We start from the raw sequence: 24,805 nt of genomic DNA, 5'->3' as shown, positions 1-24,805 counted from the left end.
GCATGTCGGAGCGCGTCATTGATGCGCTCTTGAGGTCAAGCGTGGTTTTGCTCTTGGCGCAAACGAAACGATGCAATAGGTTCTCCATATGCCGTTTCGTCGCCGTAGACCGTTAAGACTTACTGAAAGAGTGCGCGCCGCCATCTGGCCGCGCATGGGCTTTCGTCGTTTGCTTCGCTATCTCAAGCTGAAGCTGGTGCGGCTCTCGGCCTCTCCATACTCCATTGCCGCTGGCGTGGCGGTTGGCGTCGGAGTGTCATGGACACCCTTCCTCGGCGTTCATATCATCATCGCCATGGTCATTGGTTTTGTTCTCAGAGCCAATCTTGTTGCCGCAGCTTTGGGCACAACCTTTGCAAATCCGCTGACATTTCCGTTGATCTGGGCTTCCACTTGGGAGATCGGTCACGTCATATTGGGACGTAGCGACCAGACAGCGTCGGCGCATGTGGATTTTGCCACGCTTTTTAGCCATATGAACTTCATGCAGCTCTGGCGCCCCGTGTTGGAGCCAATGACGGTTGGCGCGCTTATTCCCGGCGCTTTCACAGCCATTCTCGCTTATATCAGCGTCTACGCCATTATCCGCAGCGTCAGAACGAAGAAGGATTTGCAGCGTGCTGCCTTGGCCAAACCGTCTCTGGGTGCTGTAAAATGATTATTGGCATGGGCAGCGACCTCATCGATATCAGGCGCATCGAAACATCGATTGAGCGTTTTGGTGATCGCTTCACCAATCGCTGCTTCACAGACGTCGAGCAGGCGAAATCCGATGGCCGCAAGAACCGTGCGGCATCCTATGCGAAGCGTTTCGCGGCCAAGGAAGCGTGTTCCAAAGCTCTAGGCACCGGCTTGGCACAGGGTGTTTTCTGGAAGGACATGGGCGTCATCAACCTGCCGAGCGGCAAGCCGACAATGAAGCTGACCAATGGCGCGGCAGAGCGTTTGGCCATGCTTTTACCATCGGGACATGAGGCCGTCATTCACCTCACCATCACGGATGAATTTCCCTATGCACAGGCTTTTGTCATCATAGAAGCGTTACCGGTGACGAAATGACGTCTGATTCCACTGCTTCCGCTGGTTTCACACCGCCGTCGGCTATGGAAACGCTTTCCTTTGCCTTGGAAAGGTTCTAGAGAAGTCCGTCGAAATCCAAGAACGAGCAGGCAGGTCTAAGTGTCCGAAAAAGCTGAAAAGAAGCAGAGCGCCCTTTGGGAAAACGTCAAGGTCATCGTGCAGGCATTGCTGCTCGCGATGGTCATCCGCACGGTGCTGTTCCAGCCTTTCACCATTCCGTCGGGCTCCATGATGCCGACCTTGCTGGTTGGAGATTACCTGTTCGTCAACAAGTTCTCCTACGGCTACTCAAAATATTCCCTGCCGTTTTCTCCCGACCTGTTCTCGGGCCGCATCATGCAGTTCAGCGAGCCTAAGCGTGGCGACGTCGTCGTGTTCCGCCTGCCGCCGAACCCGCAGGTGGATTACATCAAGCGGCTTGTCGGTCTGCCCGGAGACCGTGTTCAGGTCACGAATGGCGTCCTCTTCATTAACGGCACTGCTGTACCCAAGCAGCCGGATGGCGTGTTCACCTCTGATTACCGTGCCGATCCCGGCGCCAATGTTCCTGTTTTCCGCGAAACGCTGGATAATGGCGTAAACTTCGACACGCTGGATCAATCGCCTGATTCACGCGGCGACAACACCCGTGAATTCATCGTGCCGGAAGGCCATTACTTCATGATGGGCGACAACCGCGACAATTCGCTGGATAGCCGTTTTGATGTCGGCTTCGTGCCCGCTGAAAACCTGATTGGCCGCGCAAGCGTCATCTTCTTCTCTCTTGGCAATGACACGCCATTCAGCCGTGTTTGGGATTGGCCCGCCAACATGCGTTGGGACCGCCTTTTCAAGGTTGTTCAATGAGCAAGGTAAAGCCGCTTTCGACGGAGGAGATCAATCGTCTGGAAGCCCTTATCGGGTATCAGTTCAAGGAAAAGGCCCGGCTTGACCGGGCCTTGACCCATGCAAGCGCCAATGCCGGAAAGAGCGGCAATTATGAGCGGCTCGAATTTCTGGGCGACCGTGTGCTGGGCCTGTGCGTCGCCGAACTGCTGTTCACGACATTTCGCACGGCAACCGAAGGCGAATTGTCTGTTCGTCTGAACCAGCTTGTCAGTGCTGAATCCTGCGCGGCCATTGCCGATGAGATGGGTCTGCATGTGTTCATTCGCACCGGTGCCGATGTCAAGAAACTGACCGGCAAGGCCATGCTCAATGTACGTGCTGATGTGGTGGAAAGCCTGATTGCGGCCATCTATATCGATGGCGGGCTGGAGGCGGGACGCCAGTTCATTTTGAAATACTGGAACGAGCGCGCCACACGCCTGGATGCCGGGCGGCGCGACGCCAAGACCGAATTGCAGGAATGGGCACACGCAAAATTTGCGGCGACACCCCTTTACAGGATTGACGATCGCACCGGACCGGACCACGATCCAAGCTTCACGGTGACGGTCGTGGTGCCCGGCGTAGCGCCCGAAACGGGTGTTGATCGCTCCAAGCGCGCCGCAGAGCAGGTGGCCGCGACGAAATTATTGGAACGCGAAGGCGTTTGGCAGAAAACCTCTGCCGCAAACTGATTGGATATCCCATGACCGAGCATGAAATGGACGCGACGCCGTCTGAAGACACCGTTGAAGCCGTTGAGAACAGACCGACCCATTCCGGCTTCGTCGCGCTGATCGGGCCGACCAATGCTGGCAAGTCCACGCTGGTGAACCATCTTGTTGGCGCTAAGGTCTCCATCGTTAGCCACAAGGTGCAGACGACACGCGCCGTGATGCGCGGCATTGCCATCCACAACAATGCCCAGATAGTGTTCATGGACACGCCCGGCATTTTCAAGCCTCGCCGCCGGCTGGACCGCGCAATGGTGACATCCGCCTGGGGTGGCGCAAAGGATGCAGATATCATTCTGCTTCTGATCGACAGCGAGCGTGGCCTTAAAGGCGACGCGCAGACGATTCTAGAAGGCCTGAAAGATGTGAAGCAGACGAAAATTCTCTGCCTGAACAAGATCGATCAGGTGCAGCGCGAGGATTTGCTGAAGCTGGCATCTGCCGCCAATGAAATCGTCAATTTCGACCGTACCTTCATGATCTCGGCGACCAACGGTTCCGGTTGCGATGATCTGATGAACTATCTGTCGGATGAGTTGCCGCAGGGCCCTTGGTACTATCCGGAAGACCAGATCTCGGATCTTCCCATGCGCCAGCTTGCTGCCGAAATTACCCGCGAAAAGCTGTTTTTGCGCCTTCACCAGGAATTGCCATACGCATCTCACGTGGAAACCGAAAAGTGGGAAGAACGCAAGGATGGCTCCGTGCGCATCGAGCAGGTCATCTATGTCGAGCGTGACAGCCAGAAGAAGATTGCTCTGGGCAAGAATGGCGATGCCATCAAGGCTATCTCGTCATCCTCGCGCAAGGAACTCTCGGCAATTCTTGAGCAGACCGTCCACCTCTTCCTTTTCGTGAAGGTCCGCGAAAACTGGGGTGATGACCCGGAGCGCTTCCGCGAAATGGGTCTGGAGTTTCCTCGAAACTGATGATCCACGGCGGGACCGACGTGGTTTCCGGGTGAATGCTCTGATAGCCTTATCGTTTTCGTTGTTTATGGATACCCATGTCGCCCAAGAAGCCTAACGGAATGTCGACCACCCCTTGCGAGCAATGTCCCTTGCGAGGTCTCAAATATTTCCGTGATTTTTCTCCGGCCGAACTGGGTTTCGTTTCCCATTTCAAAACCGGCGAGCTTTCTGTGGAGCCGGGCGCCATCGTGTTGATGGAGGGCTCTCACAGCGCGCATCTCTACACGATCCTGCAAGGCTGGGGCTTTCGTTACAAGACGCTGGAGGATGGACGCCGTCAGATCCTCAATTATCTGATGCCCGGCGATCTCGTCGGGTTGCAGGGAACCGTCATGGGCGAGATGCAGCATTCCGTTGAGGCGCTGTCACCCATTACGCTGTGTGTTTTCGAGCGCGGACGGCTCAACAGTCTCTTTGGCGATCACCCCTCACTCGCCTATGATATTACCTGGATAGCGGCCAGCGAAGAGCGGATGCTCGATAGCCATCTTCTCAGCGTCGGGCGAAGAACGGCGCTGGAGCGGGCAGCATATTTGCTGGCGCTGTTGCACAACAAGGCGGTGCGCGTCGGCCTTATGGAGAAAGACGGCCCGATACCGGTGACGCAGCAGCACGTCGCCGATACGCTCGGCTTATCCATCGTGCACACCAACAAGACCCTGCGCAAACTCGCCGACAAGGGCTTGATTCGCTGGACAGATAAAGGTTGTATTGTTCTTGATGCGACGGGCTTGGCCCAGATTGCGAGTTGGGAACCGGATTTGCGCAATTTGAGGCCATTTATCTAACAATTCTAATATAAAACAGCTCGTTTCGGTATGTCTTTTTTAAATGACGATGTTGACCCGATCTGCGATGTGATAGGAATTGGTTCCGTGAATGTTCATGGATTTTTTGAGTGCTGCGATATTTTAAGCGGCCGGAGAAGATAAAATATGTTGCCTCAGCGGGTCCTCATCGTAGAGGATGAATATCTGGTTGCCATGGATGTGGAAACATCGCTTCAAGCCATGGGCGTTAAAGCGATCGATATTGCCACGACTTTATTCCAGGCCAAGGAGTCACTGCTCCGCGAAAAGCCTGACTGCGTTCTTCTCGATGTCAGCCTTTCTGATGGCATGAGCTATGAGCTTGCGCGCCACCTGAGGGAACATGCAATTCCTTTTGGCTTTGTGAGTGGTTACGGCGACACGAGCGGCTTTCCGCCTGACTTCGCCGATTCGCATCTTCTCGATAAGCCCTTCGGTGAAGTCGAGTTGAAGACTTTCGTCACGCGCATCATGACGCAGTAAAAGGCCCAAGCGCTCACGCGCCAGATCGGCTATATAAACTTTGTAGTAGCAGATCGAGCAACCCATCCATGCAATGGCAGGACGACGCGATTATTCTGGGCGTAAAACGCCACGGTGAGACGAGCGTCATTGCCGAGGTGATGACGCGCACCCGCGGGCGTTATCTGGGGCTTGTGCGATCAGGCCGCTCCCGCAGCATGCAACCGGTGCTTCAGCCGGGAAACCGTGTTGATGTGATATGGCGGGCGCGTCTGGATGACCATCTCGGCGAATATCGCATCGAGCCACTGCAGTTGCGCGCGGCACAGCTGATGGAAACAGCAACTGCGGTTTATGGCGTCCAGGCCATGGCTGCGTTGCTCAGGCTATTGCCGGAGCGCGATCCGCACCCGCATCTGTTCGAGGCGCTGGATGTGATTCTCGACAATCTCTCAGACCCTGCCGATGCCGGTGAGCTTTTCGTGCGCTTCGAACTGGCCGTGCTGAACGACCTCGGCTTCGGGCTTGATCTTGAGGAATGCGCAGCCACTGGCCTGCGCGACGACCTTGTCTATGTGTCGCCAAAGACGGGCAGGGCGGTGTCGCGCGCAGCGGGCGCGCCCTATGCAAGCCGTATGCTTGCGCTGCCTCAGTTTCTGAACAAGGAAAACTCCAAAGCTGCCGACAGCGAAAGTCTGGCAGCCGCCTTCAGACTGACAGGCTATTTTCTGCATCGCCATGTCTATGAACCGCGAGGCCTCAACGAAAATGCCACCCGCGACGGTTTCGTGCAGGCGGCATTAAAGGCTTTGGACAAGGCTTCCTGATAGACGCTTACGCCGGGACTGGACGTGCCACGGCGCGCTCCTGGATTGGCCAGTGCACCACGGCGGCAAAAAGGCCCATGGCAACACCCAGCCACCAGACGATATCGTAAGAACCGAGCTTGTCGTAGAGAAAACCACCCAGCCAGACGCCGAGAAAAGACCCGATCTGGTGCGACAGGAACACGACGCCGCCCAGCATGCCGAGATGGCGTGTGCCGAACATGATGGCGACGAGGCCATTTGTGGGGGGCACGGTGGACAGCCAGAGAATGCCCATCACAGCCGCGAAAATGATGACCGATGTGGGTGACTGCGGCAGAAGCAGGAAGGCCGTAACGGCGATGGAGCGCCCAATATAGATGTAGGCGAGCAGGTAGGGCTTGGGATAACGCTGGGCGATGAAGCCAGCAGCAAGCGAACCGGCAATATTGAAAAAGCCGATCAGGGCCATGGCAATCACGGCATAACGCGGCTCAATGCCGATATCCCCCAGATAGGCCGGGAAATGTGCGGTGATGAAGGCGACCTGAAAGCCACATACGAGAAAGCCGGTGGCCAGCAGCAGATAGCTTCTGTGGCTGAGGGCTTCCCGCAGTGCCTCTCCAGCCGTCTGCTTGAATTGAGCCTGAGATTGGGTGCCGGACGATGAGTTGCCGCGCAGAGGCCACGCCAGAAGTGGCACAAGCAGCATCATCGCAGCCAGCCAGACAAGGCTGTCCGACCATCCATAGGTGGAGATCAGGCCCTGGCTGATGGGTGCGAAAATGAACATGCCTGCAGACCCGGCAGCCGTTCCGATGCCGAACGCCATGGAGCGCTGCTCCGGCGTAACATGGCGGGCAAATGCCGAGAGAATCACGCTGAACGATCCGGCCGCGACGCCCAAGCCCACCAGCACGCCGCCACCCAGATGCAGCCACAGCGGTGAACTGCCGATGGACATGCAGACAAGCCCCGCCGCATAAAGGACACCCGACAGGATTAGCACGCGCCCCGTTCCGAACTTATCGGCCATGGCGCCGAAGATCGGCTGGCCAATGCCCCAGAACAGGTTTTGCAACGCCATTGCCAGCCCGAAGGTGGATCGATCCCACCCGGTATCGGCCAGCATGGGCAATTGGAAAAAGCCCATGGCCGAACGAGGGCCGAAGGTCAGCACGGCAATCAGCGAGCCAGCGGCGATGATGAGCCACGGCATGGGGTTAGCGAGAGGCGAGCGCGTAGCATTGGACATTGAAAATTTCCCCAACAGGAGAAAAAGACTATCTCCAGCCAGGCCGCTGCACCAGCAACTTTTCTTGACCGATCAATGAGTGCTGTTGATAGGCTGTGTCTGGGGAGGGCTCAGCCCCGCGTCTTGATCGCCCATCCTTCGCTTCGCTGTTCCATGACCTTCAAAACATCCCCCACAGCGATAGACCCTTCGCCGCGTGGTGTCAGGTTCCATCCAAACAAGACGCCCGGCACGCGCCGATCGGCGGACATGCGGATGCGGCTCATGGCTTTTATGGGGGAGGGCACGTCGCGGGAGCCGGTTTGCTGGTCTTGTGAGGTCATGATGCAGCGTGTGCAGGGCTTGACGAGATCAAAGCGGATGCCGTTGATTTCGATTGTCTCCCAATGGTCCTCCGCCCATGCTTCATCAGTCTCGACCACGATGTTTGGGCGGAAGCGTTCCATGCCAACTTCACCCTCGCCATTGGCGGCCATATCCTTGTTCAGAGTGGCAAGGGATGCTGTGGTCGTCAGCAGGATCTGGTAGCCATCCGCAAAGGTCACGGGCGTGTCATCCCCTGTCCAGTCGATGTTGGCGCTGCGGCGCGAGGTCTCATCGAAGAATGCAAGCTTGACGTCCTGGCCGAGCCAACTCGACAAGGCTGCATTGGCATCATCATTTGCGATGGCCGCATCGACCGTGGATCTCCAGACCGTGGCATCGATCCGCTTGGTCGATGGTGAAGCAAGGACGTGTCCTTTACCATCCATGGAAAGCGTGTAGCCGCTTTGTTCAGCCCGCGTGATGATGCTGGCAATGTCTGGCAGTTCGCGCTGAGTGATGAATTGCCCCGCTGGATCAATCAACATCAACCGCCGGTCTCCCGGCAACCCCTCGGGCGCGATGAGGCTTTCGGATAGCGAGATGCCTCTACTGCTTTTGAGCGGATAGATGTTGAGTTCGGTAATGCGCATTCCGTTCTCCATGCCTCAGGCCCTAAATCTCATCCAGAAACAGGTCCAGAACCTGTCGCAGCCGTTCGTGTCTTTCGCCAGCAATCTGCCGTCCGGCCTCGGTCTGGAAGCCATCTGCCAGTTTGAAGAGCTTGTTTTCGAAATGGTCGATGGCGAAGCGCCGGTCGTCGAGCGGGCGGTTTTGTGCCAGTGGATCGTGCGGATCATAGAGCGCAGACCCCATGCGACCGGCAATGTAAAAGCAGCGGGCAGCGCCCACCATGCCGATGGCATCCAGACGGTCTGCATCCTGAAGAATTTTTGCTTCCAGCGTTTCCGGCGCGATATTGGCCGAAAAACTGTGGGTCAGAATAGCGTGGGCGACAGCCTCGATGTTGGCATCGCTCCAGCCCATAGCCTGCAAGATGCCAGATGCCTTTTCGGCTGCCAGCCGCGATGCTTGCGCACGAAGCGGAGAGTTCTTCTCCACTGCCACGCAATCATGCAAGAGAACGCTGGCGGCCAGCACCGCGCCATCGCCACCTTCTTGCGCGTGAATGCGCATCGCATTGCGAAAGACGCGGTGAATATGCGCCATGTCATGCGATCCGTCATCGCCTTCGGTGGCATGCGGTATCAGCGTTTCCGCCAGTGCCTCGAAAGGTGCGAAAGCCTGTGCCTGCATGTGATTCCCCCGTTTTATTGTGTGTTGTTTAAAGGGGGAGGCACGGGTGCACAATCACCCTTGCGCTTCCTCCGTCTTCGGCTGTGATGTCAAAATCTTCTGATAGAACAGGCCAATGCCGATCAGCACAACGCCGAGGCCGATGAAGGACAAGGCGCGCAACACACCTTCCAGATTGCTCATATCGATCAGGAAGGCTTTGGCGACGGCGAGGAAGACCAAAGCCGCCGAGGCAAGCCGCAGGCTTTTTGCATCAAAGCGCGAACCGAGCACGAGCAACAACACGCCGATGACGAGCCAGACCACGGAATAGCTGTAGGTCTCGCCCTGAAGGAAGCCCTTCCAATCCGCGATATTTTCTCCCTGCCAGAAACGGCGAACGGACAGCGTTGCCCAGGCAAAGCCGAGTGCCGCGCCTGACAATGCCAGAGCCGTAACATAGGCCGCTGGGCGTTTGTCCCGCGCATACCAGGCAAGCCCGGCATAGGCGATGGCTGGAAGCAGATAGCCAATCAGCAGCAGGTTGAAGAACGGCCATGGGCCGGTGCTTTCGCCGGTAAGATAGGGGTTGAGGCCGTAAAAGTGGGCAATCAACACATTGGCCATGGCGATAACGCCAGCGACCATTGAGCCATAGCGGAAGACCGGGCTGGGGCTTTTCAGGTCCAGCGTCATCAGCACGCCGGACATGCCAATGGTCAGCAGCGTGTAGATTGACTGTTCACCAAGGGTCGGTGTCGCCGAGTTCAGAACGCCGCCATTCATGGCATGGCGTACAAGGATCGCGATGGCAAGCAGGCCGAGCAGGCTGGCGACGGCTTGCAGAGTGTTCTTGACCCGTGCACCCGGCCAGTCCCGCAGCAGCCATGCGGATGCGATGGCAAGCAAGGCAGGAATTCCGTAACCGGGCAGGAGTGCGTTGAACACGGGCGTCGTGCCAAGGTTCTGCGGGCCGACGATGGTCGGTTCCCACGCAATGCGGCCCAGAACGAAGACGCAAGCGAGCACCATGGCCCATGGCAGTGCCGACCATGAGACGCGCCGGGTTGCCAGCACATAGACAAAGCCGATGGCTGGAATGAGAAGGGTGGTGGCAAGCCCTGATGTCAGCGTGTGAACGATGAAGACAAAGGCGAGGAACGAGCCGATCAGCATAATGTTGATGGGCGTGGTAAAACCGTCTTCACGTTTCAGAGTGAGCCGATAAGCGCCACCCAGCAGCACAAGGGCGACGGCCAGACCGTAAGCCGCGTGCAACCAGTCCCGGGTGAGATTGCCATATTCCACAAAGCTGATGATGCCGAGACCGAGCGGAACGGCGACGCCGATAAACGCCCACATGGCTCCGAAAGACGGATCAAGCGCGGATTTGCGCCGTATGGCCTGCCAGGAAAACAGCAGGAACAGAATGCCCATGATGCGCGTAACTGGAGCCTGCGCGGCGACATCAATGCCAACCGATGATAGGGTTGCCGTTCCATCACCCACGGTCGGCAGGTAGTTGACGCCAAAGCCTGCCAGCAGGTTCGCGCAGCCAAGGGCTGCCAGCGAGGCGAAGATGGCGGACCAGACTGCGTGGTTGCGTCCTGCACCCATTGCAGCGAGACCCAACACCAGAACGGCCATGGCAAAGGCCGGGTGCATGGTTATGCCGGTTTCGATGACGGAAAATGCAAGTGCCGGAAGCACGATGGCCAGAGATAGTGTCACGTTGAGGCTGGCCGGTGGGCGGCCCAGCAGTTCCCGGATGACAGGAAAACGGCTGTCCAAACGCGGTGCGTAAACAGCCATGCCGGCCGGCTGGCTGGTATATTTACCCGGCCAGATCCAGATGGAGCCGGCGATCATGGTAAGAAGGCTTGCCACCACAGGTTCGGCCTCGATCAGGGGTGCATAGACCATGTAGCCGATGGCCCAGAGGCCAAGCCCGACATTGGCCAAAGCCGGAACGAAATGCCAGCGCTGGCTTCGCGATGCTGCCGCAGTGGCAAGCCAGGAGGCGGTGAGAAAGCCAAACAGGGCCCATATATTTGGGGTCTCGGTCGAGATCAGCGCGGGTGTCACCATCGAGCCGAGAAGGCCAAGTCCGGCCAGCGCTTGCCCATGCAGAAGCGAAAGACCAATCGTCGCAAAGCCGACCAGCGCCAGCAGGATGAACGCTGTCGTAGGCCCGATATAGTCGTAAATGCCATAGGCCGCATAGGTCACGCCAAACAGGGTGAGGGCGCCCGCTGCGGTGAGAATGCCGGGAATCATGGCGTTGGAATAGGCGGTGGCGATGCCCGGCATCGCTTTCCGACGAACCGCTTCACCGGCTGCCATCAGCATCAGGCCGAAAGCCGCAGCCATGGAAAGGCGCACAGCCGGGCTGAGCAGGCCGCTTTCAATGGAATACTTGACGAGGAAGATGCCGCCCAGCGCCAATGCCAGGCCACCGGCCCAAACGGCCCAGCGTGCACCAAGCTTGCTTTCAAAGCTTTCTTTGGGGCGTAGCGCCGCAGCCGGTGGTGTTTCAGCTTGTTTGTCTGCGCTCTCGGCGAAAACGTCTTCCTGAGCCGTTGCTGCGACAATGTTCTCTTCGAGAGGCAGCGGTTGTTCCGGCACGGGTTCTGCGAGAGGGGCTTCGCCGGAGGCCATCCGGGCCTTCAAGGCCGTCAACTCTGCCTCGACGGCTGTCAGGCGTCTGGAGTTCTTTATACTCGCATTCAGCGTGTAGAAGAAGGCAAAGACGTAGCCAATAGCGATCAGCAACAGGAGTGATGTCATAACAACCTCAAATATGATCCTGTTTTCTAGGCGCTTTCTCGCTAATTAAGCAAGTTTGCTTGTGGACAACTCCTCTGCCCATCGTTTGGCAAGCACCACATCGTCCACGCCCAACTCGTGGCCGAGCGGCACAAGTGCCATCTGCGCATCCGCTCCGCTCTGGATCAGGTGCTGCTTCAGAATGTCGGCTTTTTCCCGGTGGCGATCGGTTTCACCGGCTGCCAGCGTGACGCGTGTGCCGGAAAGATCCGCGTGCGGCCACTCGGTTAAGACAGGCATCGGCCGCAACAGTAGGGCATGTCGTGCCAATTGCGGATGAAGCGCGAAGAATGCCGCCGCGAAGTTTGCCCCGTTCGAGTGGCCGATAAAACTCAACCTGTCCCGGTCGATACCATAGACACCAATGGCCTCTTCCACGAATGAGGCGAAGGCTTCTGCTTCGGAAACAATATCCTTCTCATCGAAGCTGAGATCGCCAAATCGGCGGAACCAGCGGGCAATATCCTCTTCTGTGCTACGCCCACGCACACCCAGCAGGGTTGCGCGCGGGTTGGCGTTGTGGGCAAGCGCCATCAGGCTCGTTTCGCTCCCGCCGGAGCCATGCAACAGGAGGATGGTGGAGCCATCCGGCTCAGAGGGCGTGTAAAACCGGTGAACGAACGGCAAATCGCGGTAAATGACGCGCTCTTCCCCCGGCATTGAAAACTGCGGCAGTGCCACCCGGACATCATCTTCATCCCGCATGAAAAGTTGGGGGATGAACAGGTGCTCTCCCAATGTCTCAACTGGCTCGTCCACCGTCATGCCGGGCGCATCTGTTGCCATTTCAATCAGGACGTCGCCGGGTTCGCGCACGTAGAGCGAGGAGAAATACTTGCGGTCATGCGCATTGGTGGCGGATGAGTTAAGCGATTGCAGCCCCTTCAGTGTCTCGTCCAGTTCGTCCATATCTGCGGCACGAAAAGCAATATGATCCACCGTACCGGTGCCGGGTGCGCTGGACCAGAAGCCGGTCGCGTCGCGCACATCGATCACATCTCCCGATGCTGAAACCGTGCGGCGGATCGAGCCGCTCTGGCCTGTACGGGTGTAGCCAAAATGCTTTTTCAGGAAACTTTCCGTTTCCTCCGGCACTTCGCTCAGCATGGTTGCACCGCGGATGCGGCGGATGGCGTGCTCACGCGGAATGCCCGGCGCTTCATACACACTCTCATCGCCAAAGGCATGGGTGCCAACCAGTTTCAGGATAATGCCATCAGGGTCTTTGAGGCGAATGACCGGCTCGCCAAATTCCTCCATCGGTCCTTCTGTTCTCACACCTGCCTGCAATGCGCGGGTCAGCCAAAAGCCGATGCTGGCAGGATCAATCGCCAGCGACACTTCCAGCGTCTGGCCATAGCCGACGCGACCCTGCGCTCCGTCTTCCCACACCAGAAAGGTCAGCAGGGAGCCGGGAGAGGCCGAATGATCGCCGTAAAACAGATGAAGCTGCATGGCATCTTCAAAACCCGCCGTGCGCTTCACCAGCCGCAGGCCCAGAAAGCCGACGTAGAAATCCACATTGGCCTGCACTTTGCGGGTAATCATGGTGATGTGGTGGATACCAAGTGCCGATGTCATGCCTGTCTCCTGCGTCGTTTCCTCGTGGGCCCTATGTTCTTCGGCGGCGAAAATTTAGCAATGCGACGGATTGAGAACGATGTGTTCGTTTCGTGAACAATCCCGTGAAAGCAGCTCCTTTTGCCCGCAATTTATGCGCTTTGCTCGATCCACATTCTGAAAATGATTACATATTGTGCGGAAAATATTTTGAGTAAAATATGTGCGATTTCTGCTTGCTATCGCAAACCAAATTGTTTTCTATGGTCCCAACAACATAAAAAACCTCCAGAGGGAAATTTCAGATGTTCACGCGAAGGCTGTTTTCGAAGACAGCGGCTTTGGCCGCTATGGGTTTGTTTGTCGGTATATCCACCGCGCCGATGACAGCCTTCGCGCAGACCCCCATCAAATTCACACTCGATTGGAAATTCGAAGGCCCAGCCGCCGGATTTCTGCTGGCGCTGGACAAGGGATATTTCAAGGCCGAAGGGCTGGATGTGACCATCGATAGCGGCAACGGCTCGGTAGAAGCCATCCCGCGTGTGGCCACGGGCGCCTACCAAATGGGCTTCGGTGATATCAATTCGCTGATGAAGTTTCTGGACGAAGACCCGACCCAAAAGGTCAAGGCCGTCTATATGGTCTACGAGCGCCCGACCTTTGCCGTCGTTGGCCGCAAGTCGCTGGGCGTGACGAATGATCCGAAGTCGCTGGAAGGCAAAAAGCTGGGTGCACCGCCGCCGGATGGCGCATTTGCCCAGTGGAAGGCCTTCAAGCAGGTTGCCAAGATCGATGATAGCAAGATCGATATTCAGTCCATCGGCTTTCCGGTGCGGGAGCCGATGCTGGCCAAGGGTGACGTGGATGCTGTGTTTGGCTTTGCCTTTTCCGTCATCCTGAACCTGAAGGCGCAGGGCATTGCCGATGATGATATTGCGACCATTCTGATGGCCGAGCATGGCTTGAATCTTTATGGCAACGCCGTCCTCGTCAACACTGATTTTGCAGCGGAAAACCCTGATGCGGTCAAGGGTTTCCTGAAGGCGCTGGCCAAGGGCTTTGCCGATTCGGTCAAGAACCCGGAAGAGGGCGTTGCCGCCGTTCTGAAGCGCAACGAAACGCTGAACCCCGACATAGAATTGCAGCGCCTGACAATGGCAAATGCTATGAACATCAAGACACCCTATGTGATTGAAAATGGCATGGGCGGGGTCGATCCGGCCCGGCTTGCAGCCTCCATCGAGACACTGAAAGTGTCAGTCGGTCTCAAGGGCAACGTCAAGGCCGAGCAGGTCTTTGATGCGAGCTACTTGCCGCCGAAGGCAGAGCGTCTGCTTCCGTAAGTCCAAACAGGAACTTGATGTTGCGAGAGAGCTATCCCCGGCCTTTGACCGGGGATGACGTTTCTCATTCAAAGACGCATTCTCGAAAAATCGCAGGAACTGGAATGGCTCAACTCGTTGAAATCGATGGCGTTGATATGCGCTATGGCGGGGCATCTGGCACGCTCGCTGTCAGCGGCCTCGATCTCAAGGTCAAGAAGGGGCAGTTTGCCGCCGTGGTCGGGCCATCCGGCTGTGGCAAATCGACATTGATGAAACTCGTCACCGGCCTGCACATTCCGCAAAAGGGCAATGTCATCGTGGCGGGTAGTCAGGTTACAGAGCCGGTTTCGATTGTCGGTATGGCATTCCAGAACCCAACCATGCTGCCATGGCGCACGACGCTGGAAAACATTCTGCTGCCGCTGGAAATCGTGGAGAGGCACCGCCACCGGCTGCGGGCCAACAAGGCGGAATATGTGGCCAAGGCCGAGCGCCTGCTGGAAATCGTCGGGCTGAAGGGTTTCGGCTCCAAGTTTCCCTGGCAGCTTTCCGGCGGCATGCAGCAACGCGCCAATCTTTGCCGCGCGCTCATTCATGAGCCGGAACTCCTGATGCTGGATGAGCCTTTTGGTGCGCTGGATGCCTTTACCCGCGAGGAGCTGTGGTGCGTCATCCGCGATCTTCACGCTGCCAAGCGCGTGACCATCATTCTTGTAACGCATGATCTGCGCGAGGCGACATTTCTTGCCGACAAGGTTTTCGTGATGAGCGCAAGGCCGGGCCGGATATTGGCCGAGCACAAGGTACCCTTTGCCCGCCCGCGCCAGCTTGATCTGATGTATGAAAAGAATTTCAACGAAATGGTGCAGCAGTTGCACGGCGAAATCGCCAAGGCGCGGGCGGCAGCATGAGCAAGTCCATCGAAAGCCCCGCTACAACACCGTTGCGCCTGCCGCTGGTGGCCCGCATCAACTGGGTCAAGGCCGCCCCATGGCTTTATACGATTGTGCTTTTTCTGGCCTGGGAACTGCTGGTCTATGCGTTGAAGATGCCGCAGACCATTTTGCCATCGCCCACAAGGGTTGCTCAGGCCATCGTACAATATTGGTCGCCGATCTGGAAGAATTCGCTGCAAACTTTGTATACCACTACGCTCGGATTTGCGCTGGCGGTGGTGACGGGCTTGGGAATCGGCCTTTTTATCGGTTGGTCGAAGACGATCTATGCGGGCCTTTACCCGCTGATGATCGGCTTTAATGCGGTTCCCAAGGTGGCGCTTGTTCCCATTCTCGTCATCTGGTTTGGCATCGGCACCGTGCCTGCGGTGCTGACGGCATTCCTGATTTCCTTCTTCCCCATCGTCGTCAATGTCGCCACAGGTCTTGCGACCATCGAGCCGGAGACGGAAGATGTGCTGCGTGCGCTTGGGGCAAAGAAGATGGATATCATGCTGAAAGTCGGCATTCCGCGCTCCATGCCTTACTTCTTCGGATCGCTGAAAATCGCCATCACGCTCGCCTTTGTCGGCTCTGTGGTGTCTGAAACGGTTGCCTCCAACTACGGCCTCGGCAACATGATGAGCTCCGCACAAAGCCAGTTCAACGTGCCCCTGGTTTTTGCCGGTCTTCTCATGCTCGCCGTAGAGGGCATTGCAATGTATGCGGTGATGGCGTGGATTGAACGGCGCATGACCGGCTGGGCGCACCGCTCAACCATGGGGCAATAAGGCCGCCAAACGCAAACAAGGCCAGATTAACCGGCCTTGAGCAATGGCGTCATTCGGAAGCCTGTTCGCTTGATTTTACGGCTTTAGCGTCGAACACTGTCCTCAAGGACTTTGTCATGTCGCGCGTTGTCGCAAACCAGCTGTCGCTTTTCGCCCAATATCTGAGCGTCACCTTTGCGCTATCGCCGCTGACGGAATCGACAAACGTCGTCGGTGCGGGATCCAGCAAAACGCGGCTATCGGAACGGGCCAGTTCCAGCAGCATCTCCTGTGTCTCTGCCGTGCTTTCTCCTGTCGGTACTGTCACGCTCAGCTCGTGGCGACGCGAAGGAAAGCGGCTGTAATTGGTAATAGGCACATTCCAGAGCGTGGAGTTGGGCGCAAGGCGATAAAGCCCGTCGCTTGTCTTCAATTCAGTGGCGAAGAGGCCGATTTCCACGATTGTGCCGCTGACGGAGCTGGTTTCGATATATTCGCCCACGCGAAATGGGCGCAGAACCAGAAGCATGATGCCAGCAGCAATGTTCTGCAATGTTCCCTGCAAGGCAAGACCAATGGCCAAACCCGCCGCGCCAAGCGCCGCGAGAACCGATGCTGTCTGTACGCCAAACTGGCCAAGCACCATGACGAGAACGAGAATGAGGACGATGTAGCGAATGGCGCCGGAGAAAAAGCGTGCCAGCGTTTCATCAAAACCGCGGACGCGCGACAGGCCTTCATAGGACCAGCGCTGCAGGAGGGTGGCGGCAAGCCAGCCTATGATGAGGAGGACGATGGCGCCGACGATGGAGAAGGAATATTGGACCATCAGGGCGCTTGCCTGACGAAGTGCCGCCTGCGATGCGACGAGAATACCGGTAGCCTGCTGGTCCATTCAAATTCCCTTGTTCAAAGATATTCCACACGTGTTCAACTTCGAAACGAACAACGGGCAAGTGGGTTCCGGTCTAATTATGCGGAAAGCGGAAAAACGAAGGGCACGTTTCCGTCCGTATCCGCGCCACGGGCAATGGCCTTGACTGCGCTGACAAGCGCGCCATTGCGGCCAAGCAACCTGTCACCGATCTCGATGATGCGCGCATTCGGCGTGGCGAAAGGAGAGACGGTGCGCAGCCGGGCGGCGAGGATGGCATCGTCCTCATCCGGCTTTACCGCAAGCGCCACGATGATCGCAGCCGCCGGTGAGCGGGAGACGCCCATCCAGCAATGGACCAGAAGCGGTGCCGATTGGTCCCATTCTCGCGCAAAATCGATCAGTGTCTGGACGTGGACATCGTCGGGCGCGATCAGCTTGTCATTGCCCTTGAACGTAATGTCGTTCATTTCCAGCGTCAGATGCCGGTCTGCGGAAATAACAGCCGGGCGGTGAAACGCCTGTTCCTTGGCAATCAACGTCACCATTTCACGCGACTTGTGGCGCACAGCCATTTCGGCAATGCGTGACAGGGGAGACACAACAATTTCGCTCATGCATGGCTCTTTCGAAGCAGTTCTATGGCCTCGAAGCGTTCCACGAAGCGGTGTTGCGCATCAATCGCCGGAAGGGGATCGATGTCTATCATGTCTCTGGTAATGCCACGCGGCAGGCCGAAGAACTTCTGGGCTTCCGCCAGGGAAAAACCTGCAAGTTCCGTTGCTTCGAAAAAGGCGGCGACCGTGTCTGCCTTCTTGATGCGGTCCTTCAAGTCCCTGCTGGCATGGGGCGGCAGGCCGAAGCGCAGATGCACCGCCGCTTCCAGCCGCTTTTCGACCAGCTTGTAACCGCCGCCCACCACGGATTTGAAAGGGGAAATCATGTCGCCAATCACATATTCCGGGCCATCATGCAAAAGCGCCATCAGCATGTCGTTGGGCGAGGCACTCGTATTCATGCGGCAGAAGATGGTCTCAACGATTAGGCTGTGCTGGGCCACGGAAAATGCGTGGTCGCCGCGCGTCTGCCCATTCCAGCGCGCCACGCGGGCAAGGCCATGCGCGATATCTGCAAGCTCGACATCCAGCGGCGAGGGATCAAGCAGATCCAGCCGCCTGCCGGACAACATGCGCTGCCAGGCGCGAGGTGTTTTTGCAGGCGCCACGATCAATCGTCCGCGTTTGCCGCGGGGTCAACAGCGGGAAAGCTGAGGCCGGTCCATGCTGGGAGCGCAACAGTCACCGCCACGCCAGATGCTGTCATGGCCACGCCAGACGCCATGGCATCTGCGGCGCGATCGGTGCGGATGATGGCAAGGCCTTCGGTTCCGGCAACGGTGCCGAGCGTGCCGATTGGCTTTCCGCCAGCCATGATATCGGTACCGCTGTCGGGCAGTTCGGCCTCGCCTGTGACGATGACGACGCGGCGGCGTGCCGTGCCGCGATGCTTCATGCGCGAGACGACTTCCTGGCCGACAAAGCACCCTTTCCGGAAAGATACGCCGTCATTCACATCCATCAACACATCATGAGGGAAGGCATCGTTCAGCGCATAATCGACCCCTGCAACGACGATGCCATTAGAAATGCGCAGCGCATCATAGGCTGAGGCGTCACCGGACGTCGTGCCGGGCAGCCGGTAGAGATCGATACCAGCCTTGGCGAAGCGGCTGTCCTTGATGGCGCCATCGGGCGCATTTTCACCCCAGAAGACGCTGACGCCCTCGCTTTCGCCTGCCTTCAGATCAACCGGTGCCCGCAGCTTGTACATGGTCAGGCGGCGCAGAAGCGCATCCTTTTGGTCAACGCCCGTTTCAAGAACAAAACCTTCACCATTCTGCCAGATCAGGAACTCGAACATGATCTTGCCCTGCGGCGTCAACAGCGCAGCAGCGCGTGCTTCGCCTGCGGGCAGTGATTCGAGATCGGGCGTGATGAGGTTTTGCAGAAAATCCAAAGCTCCGGTGCCGGAGACATGGATGAAAGCGCGGTCGTTCAAAAAGGCGGAAGACATCGGCATTCCATTCGGGTTTGTTCACCCTGACAATTAGGGTCTTTGAACGCGAACAGCAAGCGCGGCGACATTAGTCACCGGCCGTGAAGAACTTCCACTGGCCATCTGGCGAGATGCCGATGCGGTAAAAGCTGTAATTGCCATATTCCTGCATGTCGGCCAGATCACCGGCTGTGATGATGCGCAACAGTTCCACTTTTTCCGGTTGCGTCAGCGTGGTGAGCGACTTGCCAGCGAAATAGGGGAAGACATAGGTCTCATCAGGCGTGCCAGCATCGACACGGGCATAGCCGGTGGACAGAAGGTCGATGATGATGGCGAGCACTTCCAGACCATCGGGGTCACCGGAAAAGCTCTTCAACGCGGCAATCGGATCGTTGCCGCTATCGCCATCAATGCGCGCCTGATTGGGGCCAGTGTTGACGAGCGGGCGCAGCTTTTCGATGTCGCCTGTGGCGGCAGCGTCGATGATGAGCTGGCGCAGACGGCGCACAGGCTCAGGTGCCTTGCTGATATCATGCTCAATCTGCGCTGAAATCTGCGGCTGCTCTGGTGTGGCCTGCTGGCCGGATCCGCGATTCACGAGCGGGTCGGGCAGGGGAATGCCCTCGGAATCACCCTCAACGGCGTCAGGCTCGGTTGCCTGCTGTTCCTGCGCGGTTTTTTCGGTCTCGCTTGCCGGTGCCTGGGCTGGTCTCAATTCCGAGAGCGCATAGGCGTTATGGGTAAAGCTGCCCGTGGCAAGCGTCAGAGAAATCAACAGGGAAAGCGCGGCAGAGGACCGCAGCCCGTTGCGAGAGCAAGACATGACTGAACTCCAGCTTACTGAATAATGCGGTGAGGGGAAAATTCGCCCTCGAGCATCCGCTGGCGTAGCGATTCGAGCATAGCTTCTGCACCGGATTCGCCGTGCATACGGATTGTTTCACGCATGGCCAAAGCAATAGCGGCGTCTGCAATGATCTCTGGCTCGATGCCATCGGCCATACCATCGGCCCATGCTTCGTTCTGATGTTCCAGAGCGACCTGCATCTTTTCATGCACGATCATATCATGGATTTCGTTACGGCTTGTTTGCATCTTTCATCCTCGACAGGCAGGCAACTCGTTACCACCCTGTTAACAACTCTAACAGTCTTTTATCAAAACGGCACGGCCTGCGGCTAAAAGAGGTTAATAAACCGCTAATTTCCGAACCTGGACGCAATTTCTTGTGCCAGTGTTGCCCCTTCGATACGGTATTTCTCTTCGGCAGCGATGGCAGCTGGTGTGCATGCCGTGTGAACCGCTGCAAAAGCGCGGTATCCACGGTTGAATGCAGCCGTCATGCGTTGTTTGCGTTTTGGTTCGTTGGCCGTATCCGCCGCCAACAGATCGTTCATGGATTTGCGCCACTCCTCCGACCCACTAGCGGGGCAAAGCGTGCGCAAATACTGAATGGAACCCAGTATTTCAGACAGCCGTGCCATCTGGTTATCATAGGGTGCAGGCTTTTCTTCCGGCGGTGCCGCAGGCGATATGACAGACGGTTGCGCAGCCGCCAGCTGGGCCGTAGGCGTGGCAATGCCAAGAGCCAACAGCACAGAGAGGCAAATTCTTCTTCTCATTCGTTTACGCATAAACCAACATGTCGTTTCAACAACTTGGCCGCAGATAGCCGCGATTCTGCTCAGCATTGCAACTGCCCCAGCAAACGTTCGGCGCATTCGAGAACGCTATCGGGCGTGGGTAGTTTGCGAATTTCCTCAAGCGTGTACCATCCGGCCTCCGCCGCATCGTCAGCCGCCTGCACATCGCCTATGCTATCGGCCTCTACAGTGTAGACGGACAGGAAAAAGTGGCTGAGCAGGCGGCCCTCATCATCACGGCTGGGCAAATCATAGGTCGCGAAAAGCTGTGGATGACGTGCAACAATGCCCGTTTCCTCCTCCAGTTCACGCAGCGCCGTTTGTTCCGGCGTCACTTCCGGCTCACCACGCCCGCCCGGAAAAGCAAACATATCCTTCGAGGGAGCGTTGATGCGCCGTATGAGAAGAAGGCGGTCGCCGTTTCTGACGATGGCTGACGAAGCAGGATGCGGTGATGGCATGCTATATCCCTGTTGGAGAGAAACAGGGATTATGCGCTCAACCTTGCAGGAAACGTGGCATGGCCGCGAATAACGGAAAAAAGGCGGTAAAATCCTGTTTACCCTGAGTGATGGACCAGCCGCAGATTGATGCGGTATAAGTGGCGGGAAACGCCGTTGGAACAGCCAGAATGAAACTCTATCTGATCGATAAGGCAGCACTGCTCATTCTTTTTGGAAAGGGAGCTTAGCCATGTGCGGGCGATTTGTGCTGAACGCGACACCAGATGCGGTGGCGGATTACCTTGCTCTGGCAGATCTGGAGGAATTTCCGGCGCGGTTCAACATTGCGCCTACGCAGCCCATCCTTCTCGTTTTGGAGGGGACACGACCTGAACCGGGCAGCAACCTCCCAAACCGGCAGGCCATGCTGGTGCGATGGGGCCTGACACCGGCCTGGGTGAAGGACCCCAAGGAATTTCCATTGCTGATCAATGCCCGTTCGGAAACGGCTATCGGCAAGGCGTCGTTTCGCGCGGCTATGCGGCATCGGCGCGCGCTCATTCCCGCGACCGGCTTTTATGAGTGGCGCAGACCGCCGAAAGATGAGGGAGCAAAGCCGCAGGCTTACTACATCAAACCCAAAACCGGCGGCGTTTTTGCCTTCGCCGCGCTGATGGAAACATGGGCCTCGGCTGACGGGTCCGAGGTGGATACCGGCGCTATTCTGACCATCGGCGCCAACCGCTCCATGTCGCGCATCCACGACCGCATGCCTGTGGTGATTGCGCCCGAAGATTTTACCAGGTGGCTGGATTGCAAGACGCAGGAACCGCGCCACGTGCTTGATTTGATGAACGCGCCGGATGAAGACTTTTTCGAAATGATCCCTGTCTCGGATAAGGTCAACAAGGTTTCAAATACCGGGCTTGAGCTGCTGGAACCTGTGGCGGAAGTTCTGGCTCCCGTCCCGAGTGCAAACGTGCAGCTCTCTCTTTTCTAGGCGCCGATTATCGTCCTCGGTCGCGTTTCTGCCTCTCGGTTTCAATGGCAGCCATGGGGTAGACGCTGTTTCTTCCATTCGCCTTGGCAACGTAAAGAAGTTGGTCGGCAGCTGTCAGTTGCTGGTCTATCGACCCGTTCTTGTCGACTTCCACAACGCCGATGGAGATCGTCAGCGCAAGATCGGCGCTGCTCAACGCCTGACCATTGCGCTCGACCTCATGACGCATCGCTTCGCAAAAGGCGCGAGCCTCTTCGCCGTCAAGGTCTTTCAGAAACAGCGCAAACTCCTCACCGCCAATACGCGCGGCAAGATGATCGCCCGGCGCGCATAGGTCGGACAGAATGAGTGCGAGCTTTTTCAGCGCCTTGTCTCCGGCACTGTGGCCCAGCGTGTCGTTGATTGCCTTGAAGTGATCGATATCGAGGATTGCGATTGAGCCCTGCTTCATCTTCCCGACATCTCTTTTCAGATCATCGAGAAAACTACCCACCTGCTTGAAAAACGAGCGGCGATTGGCAAGACCCGTTAGATGATCTTTCTCGGCAAGATCACGCAGGCGCGTCAACTGCTTGAGGGTCTCGATATTGTTATCGATACGGCACTGCAACTCCTCCGGTACGAAGGGCCTGTAGATAAAGTCTGAAGCGCCCGCCTTTAGAAAATGCGCAGACAGCATCCGGTCGGTGGAGGAGGAGACGCCGACGATACGAAGATTTTCGGAAGAGCGTCTCGCACGGATACGCCGTGTCAGCTCATAGCCATCCATATCCGGCATGAAGTAATCTGTAATAACGAGCTGAACCGAAGGGTTGCTGTTCAGGGCTTCCAAGGCTTCATCGCCTGAATGAGCTTCCAGCACGCTGAAATTCTGCCGCGACAGGATTTCCACCAATGTGGAGCGTGCCGCCTTGGCGTCATCCACGACAAGAATCGTGAACTGCCGGTTGGTCAGAATGCGCTCGACGGTTTTGACCACGGTTTCCACCGTGCGTCTTCCATCCTTGATAATGTAATCAATGATCTTCTTTTCAGCGTAATGCTGTCTCGCCTGCTCGTCGACTTTCCCGGTAAAGACGATGGTTGGTACCTTGTATTCTTCAAGCACGTTGAGAATCTCACCATCAGGGGCATCCGGCAGGGTGAGGCCTGTGAGGGCCAGGGTAAACTGATGCTGGGCGAGAAGCTCAATGGCCTGGCTCATGCTATCGCAATGAAAGACCTCTGCCGTCGTATCGTCTGTCAGCTTGTTTTTCAGCAGGATGGATAAAGCGATGGAATCTTCGACGAGAAGAATTTTGTCCTGCATGGTTCGGTTTCAACCTTTAAAAACGCATCGTCGCAAAATTGCTTTTCAATATCGACGTGGGCATTGCTTTGAATGCAAACGGGAGCAGAGACAATGATCCGAAAAAGAATCGCTAAATCTAATATGTGAGATGCTTCTCGTGTTTTTGCTTTTCGGCGAGAAGCACAGGTGTGACGAGAACATTAGGTGAGATACACCTTAATAAAGTCAGAACTCCCATTAGCAAAAATGGCACCCGCAAGGGTGCCATACTGTAACGAGCGAAACAAAACGGTCGGATGTTCAACCGTGAACCGCAGTAGCCAATCAGGCCGCTTTCGGTTTTTCCGGCTTGCGTGCCAGCATCATCGCCGCTGCCGCAACTGCCTTCAGACCGAGCGGTCTGTAATGGCTTTTCAGGTCGGGCTTCGTGGCCGCTTCGGTCTTTTTCGTCTCGCTCATGTCTGTCTCCGGAGTTCCCCTTGGAAGCATCGATGTGATGCATTCCTGGAAGCCTCTCTCGAAGGAAATCGTGACAAATTCGAGGCGATTTTAATCAATTAAAATTTGCGGCTTGCGACATTTCGTGTTCGTGCACAGACATCACACCGCCACAATGAAGAGGGCGGTCCTTCGCCCCTAAAGGCCGCGATCCATCCCGCCGCCATGCTCATCATGCACGTCTTCGATTGTGAGCGTGCCGTAACGCTTGTGCCAGATACGGGCGCTGAATGGCAGGAATATCAGGTAGACGAGGACCGTCACGACCAGCACCTCCCATGTGAAGCTCATCAGCAATGCAACATAGAGCACGACGATGAGGATCGCAGGAAGAACGAGGTCGCGGCGGATGCGGCTTTCAGATTTGCCGGACCAGACCGGAAGACGGCTGATGAGAAGATAGGCGATCAGGACCGTGTAAGCTGCTGAAACATAGGCAAATGTCTTGCCGGACTCGAGGCCGATGAAGCCGATATAGACTGGCAGGAGAACGAGCATCGCGCCCATCGGCGCGGGAACGCCGACGAAGAACTCGTTCTGCCACGGTGCTTTGACCTCACGCTCCACCATCACGTTGAAGCGCGCCAGACGAAGGCCCGCAGCGATGACGTAGATAAGAGCGGCAATCCAACCCAGAGACCGCGCCTGATCCAGAAGATAGGCATAGACCACAAGGGCAGGGGCGACGCCGAAATTGACGATATCGGCGAGCGAATCCATCTGCGCACCGAATTTCGATGTCGCTTTCATCATGCGTGCCAGGCGACCATCGACGCCATCCAGGAAGGCGGCCAGCAAAACCATGGCAACGGCCAGTTCAAACCGGCCTTCAAAGGCCAGCCGAACGCCGCTCAAGCCCGCACAAATTGCAAGAACGGTGACAAGATTGGGAATGACGAGCCGCAGCGGAATTTCCCGCAGGCGAGGACCTCTTCCGCTGTCATTCGTCATCTCGTGCTTTGCACTCGTTGTTGTCTCGGGCTTGGGCGTATCCAT

Annotated in this window: 28 protein-coding genes; 12 read left to right on the top strand and 16 right to left on the bottom strand. The window is 57.0% G+C overall.

Annotated features, from left to right (window positions below):
* Positions 1-88 precede the first annotated feature (88 nt).
* From IFT53_RS00580 to recO, 8 genes are all read left to right on the top strand, one after another.
* A complete protein-coding gene (locus tag IFT53_RS00580; protein ID WP_192063726.1) occupies positions 89-658 on the top strand; it encodes a DUF2062 domain-containing protein in 570 nt (189 codons plus the stop codon).
* A complete protein-coding gene (gene acpS / locus IFT53_RS00575; protein WP_042618391.1) occupies positions 655-1,059 on the top strand; it encodes a holo-ACP synthase in 405 nt (134 codons plus the stop codon). Before IFT53_RS00580 ends, acpS begins: the two co-directional genes overlap by 4 nt.
* A 120-nt stretch (positions 1,060-1,179) precedes the next feature.
* Positions 1,180-1,926, top strand: a complete 747-nt coding sequence (gene lepB / locus IFT53_RS00570) for a signal peptidase I (RefSeq protein ID WP_042618392.1) — start codon at positions 1,180-1,182, stop codon at positions 1,924-1,926.
* A complete protein-coding gene (gene rnc / locus IFT53_RS00565) occupies positions 1,923-2,642 on the top strand; it encodes a ribonuclease III (RefSeq protein WP_042618393.1) in 720 nt (239 codons plus the stop codon). Before lepB ends, rnc begins: the two co-directional genes overlap by 4 nt.
* 11 nt (positions 2,643-2,653) lie before the next feature.
* Positions 2,654-3,610 carry a GTPase Era gene (gene era / locus IFT53_RS00560; protein WP_042618394.1) on the top strand — a complete coding sequence of 319 codons (957 nt, stop codon included), beginning with the start codon at positions 2,654-2,656 and terminating at the stop codon, positions 3,608-3,610.
* A gap of 77 nt (positions 3,611-3,687) precedes the next feature.
* The gene (locus IFT53_RS00555; protein WP_042618395.1) at positions 3,688-4,440 is read left to right on the top strand and encodes a Crp/Fnr family transcriptional regulator; all 753 of its coding nucleotides are present in this window, start codon (positions 3,688-3,690) and stop codon (positions 4,438-4,440) included.
* A 147-nt stretch (positions 4,441-4,587) separates the two neighbouring features.
* Positions 4,588-4,944, top strand: coding sequence for a response regulator (locus IFT53_RS00550; protein WP_042618396.1), 357 nt, complete (start codon positions 4,588-4,590; stop codon positions 4,942-4,944).
* A 68-nt stretch (positions 4,945-5,012) separates the two neighbouring features.
* Positions 5,013-5,750 (top strand): DNA repair protein RecO, encoded by a 738-nt coding sequence (recO, locus tag IFT53_RS00545; protein ID WP_042618397.1) that lies wholly within the window; start codon positions 5,013-5,015, stop codon positions 5,748-5,750.
* 7 nt (positions 5,751-5,757) lie between these two features.
* Here the strand turns inward: recO and IFT53_RS00540 are convergent, their stop codons facing one another.
* From IFT53_RS00540 to IFT53_RS00520, 5 genes are all read right to left on the bottom strand, one after another.
* Complete coding sequence (locus IFT53_RS00540; RefSeq protein WP_192063727.1) at positions 5,758-6,984, bottom strand: MFS transporter; 1,227 nt, start codon at positions 6,982-6,984, stop codon at positions 5,758-5,760.
* 110 nt (positions 6,985-7,094) lie between these two features.
* Complete coding sequence (locus IFT53_RS00535) at positions 7,095-7,940, bottom strand: MOSC domain-containing protein (RefSeq protein ID WP_192063728.1); 846 nt, start codon at positions 7,938-7,940, stop codon at positions 7,095-7,097.
* Between the two features lie 22 nt (positions 7,941-7,962).
* Positions 7,963-8,604: an HD domain-containing protein gene (locus tag IFT53_RS00530; protein WP_192063729.1), complete on the bottom strand. Its 642-nt coding sequence runs from the start codon at positions 8,602-8,604 to the stop codon at positions 7,963-7,965.
* Positions 8,605-8,658: 54 nt separating this feature from the next.
* On the bottom strand, positions 8,659-11,370 hold the full coding sequence (locus tag IFT53_RS00525; RefSeq protein ID WP_192063730.1) for a DUF2339 domain-containing protein: 2,712 nt from the start codon (positions 11,368-11,370) through the stop codon (positions 8,659-8,661).
* Positions 11,371-11,415: 45 nt separating this feature from the next.
* Positions 11,416-12,990: a VOC family protein gene (locus IFT53_RS00520; protein WP_192063731.1), complete on the bottom strand. Its 1,575-nt coding sequence runs from the start codon at positions 12,988-12,990 to the stop codon at positions 11,416-11,418.
* Positions 12,991-13,319: 329 nt separating this feature from the next.
* On the opposite strand from IFT53_RS00520, the gene IFT53_RS00515 reads away from it, so the two are divergent.
* The 3 genes from IFT53_RS00515 to IFT53_RS00505 all read left to right on the top strand — a co-directional run bounded on the left by IFT53_RS00515 (position 13,320) and on the right by IFT53_RS00505 (position 16,023).
* Entirely contained in the window at positions 13,320-14,315 is a 996-nt protein-coding gene (locus tag IFT53_RS00515) for an ABC transporter substrate-binding protein (protein ID WP_446737648.1), read from the top strand.
* Between the two features lie 104 nt (positions 14,316-14,419).
* Positions 14,420-15,208: an ABC transporter ATP-binding protein gene (locus IFT53_RS00510; protein WP_192063733.1), complete on the top strand. Its 789-nt coding sequence runs from the start codon at positions 14,420-14,422 to the stop codon at positions 15,206-15,208.
* Positions 15,205-16,023, top strand: a complete 819-nt coding sequence (locus IFT53_RS00505; RefSeq protein ID WP_192063734.1) for an ABC transporter permease — start codon at positions 15,205-15,207, stop codon at positions 16,021-16,023. Before IFT53_RS00510 ends, IFT53_RS00505 begins: the two co-directional genes overlap by 4 nt.
* Before the next feature lie 49 nt (positions 16,024-16,072).
* Here IFT53_RS00505 and IFT53_RS00500 read toward each other — a convergent pair whose 3' ends face one another.
* The 8 genes from IFT53_RS00500 to IFT53_RS00465 form a co-directional block, all read right to left on the bottom strand.
* Complete coding sequence (locus IFT53_RS00500; RefSeq protein ID WP_192063735.1) at positions 16,073-16,897, bottom strand: mechanosensitive ion channel family protein; 825 nt, start codon at positions 16,895-16,897, stop codon at positions 16,073-16,075.
* A 77-nt stretch (positions 16,898-16,974) separates the two neighbouring features.
* Complete coding sequence (locus tag IFT53_RS00495; protein WP_192063736.1) at positions 16,975-17,493, bottom strand: tyrosine phosphatase family protein; 519 nt, start codon at positions 17,491-17,493, stop codon at positions 16,975-16,977.
* Positions 17,490-18,101: an HD family hydrolase gene (locus tag IFT53_RS00490; protein ID WP_192063737.1), complete on the bottom strand. Its 612-nt coding sequence runs from the start codon at positions 18,099-18,101 to the stop codon at positions 17,490-17,492. The genes IFT53_RS00495 and IFT53_RS00490 overlap by 4 nt, the downstream gene beginning before the upstream one ends.
* Positions 18,102-18,103: 2 nt before the next feature.
* Complete coding sequence (gene ygfZ / locus IFT53_RS00485; RefSeq protein ID WP_192063738.1) at positions 18,104-18,949, bottom strand: CAF17-like 4Fe-4S cluster assembly/insertion protein YgfZ; 846 nt, start codon at positions 18,947-18,949, stop codon at positions 18,104-18,106.
* 70 nt (positions 18,950-19,019) lie between these two features.
* On the bottom strand, positions 19,020-19,757 hold the full coding sequence (locus IFT53_RS00480; RefSeq protein WP_192063739.1) for a hypothetical protein: 738 nt from the start codon (positions 19,755-19,757) through the stop codon (positions 19,020-19,022).
* A 14-nt stretch (positions 19,758-19,771) separates the two neighbouring features.
* Positions 19,772-20,029 carry a hypothetical protein gene (locus tag IFT53_RS00475; protein WP_042618408.1) on the bottom strand — a complete coding sequence of 86 codons (258 nt, stop codon included), beginning with the start codon at positions 20,027-20,029 and terminating at the stop codon, positions 19,772-19,774.
* Between the two features lie 104 nt (positions 20,030-20,133).
* Positions 20,134-20,556, bottom strand: coding sequence for a TIGR02301 family protein (locus IFT53_RS00470; RefSeq protein ID WP_192063740.1), 423 nt, complete (start codon positions 20,554-20,556; stop codon positions 20,134-20,136).
* A 62-nt stretch (positions 20,557-20,618) separates the two neighbouring features.
* A complete protein-coding gene (locus tag IFT53_RS00465; RefSeq protein WP_192063741.1) occupies positions 20,619-21,038 on the bottom strand; it encodes an NUDIX hydrolase in 420 nt (139 codons plus the stop codon).
* A gap of 232 nt (positions 21,039-21,270) precedes the next feature.
* Between IFT53_RS00465 and IFT53_RS00460 the strand changes: the two genes are divergently transcribed.
* Positions 21,271-22,020, top strand: coding sequence for an SOS response-associated peptidase (locus IFT53_RS00460; protein ID WP_192063742.1), 750 nt, complete (start codon positions 21,271-21,273; stop codon positions 22,018-22,020).
* A gap of 7 nt (positions 22,021-22,027) precedes the next feature.
* Here IFT53_RS00460 and IFT53_RS00455 read toward each other — a convergent pair whose 3' ends face one another.
* The 3 genes from IFT53_RS00455 to pssA all read right to left on the bottom strand — a co-directional run bounded on the left by IFT53_RS00455 (position 22,028) and on the right by pssA (position 24,805).
* On the bottom strand, positions 22,028-23,329 hold the full coding sequence (locus tag IFT53_RS00455) for a GGDEF domain-containing response regulator (RefSeq protein ID WP_192063743.1): 1,302 nt from the start codon (positions 23,327-23,329) through the stop codon (positions 22,028-22,030).
* A gap of 306 nt (positions 23,330-23,635) precedes the next feature.
* Positions 23,636-23,770: a hypothetical protein gene (locus IFT53_RS23920; protein ID WP_269082249.1), complete on the bottom strand. Its 135-nt coding sequence runs from the start codon at positions 23,768-23,770 to the stop codon at positions 23,636-23,638.
* A 177-nt stretch (positions 23,771-23,947) separates the two neighbouring features.
* Positions 23,948-24,805: a CDP-diacylglycerol--serine O-phosphatidyltransferase gene (pssA, locus tag IFT53_RS00450; RefSeq protein ID WP_192063744.1), complete on the bottom strand. Its 858-nt coding sequence runs from the start codon at positions 24,803-24,805 to the stop codon at positions 23,948-23,950.

Source organism: Rhizobium sp. CFBP 13644 (assembly GCF_014842165.1).
Lineage (GTDB): Bacteria > Pseudomonadota > Alphaproteobacteria > Rhizobiales > Rhizobiaceae > Agrobacterium > Agrobacterium tumefaciens_C.
The sequence above is the reverse complement of the archived record's forward strand: the minus strand, read 5'-3'. Positions and strand labels throughout refer to the sequence as shown.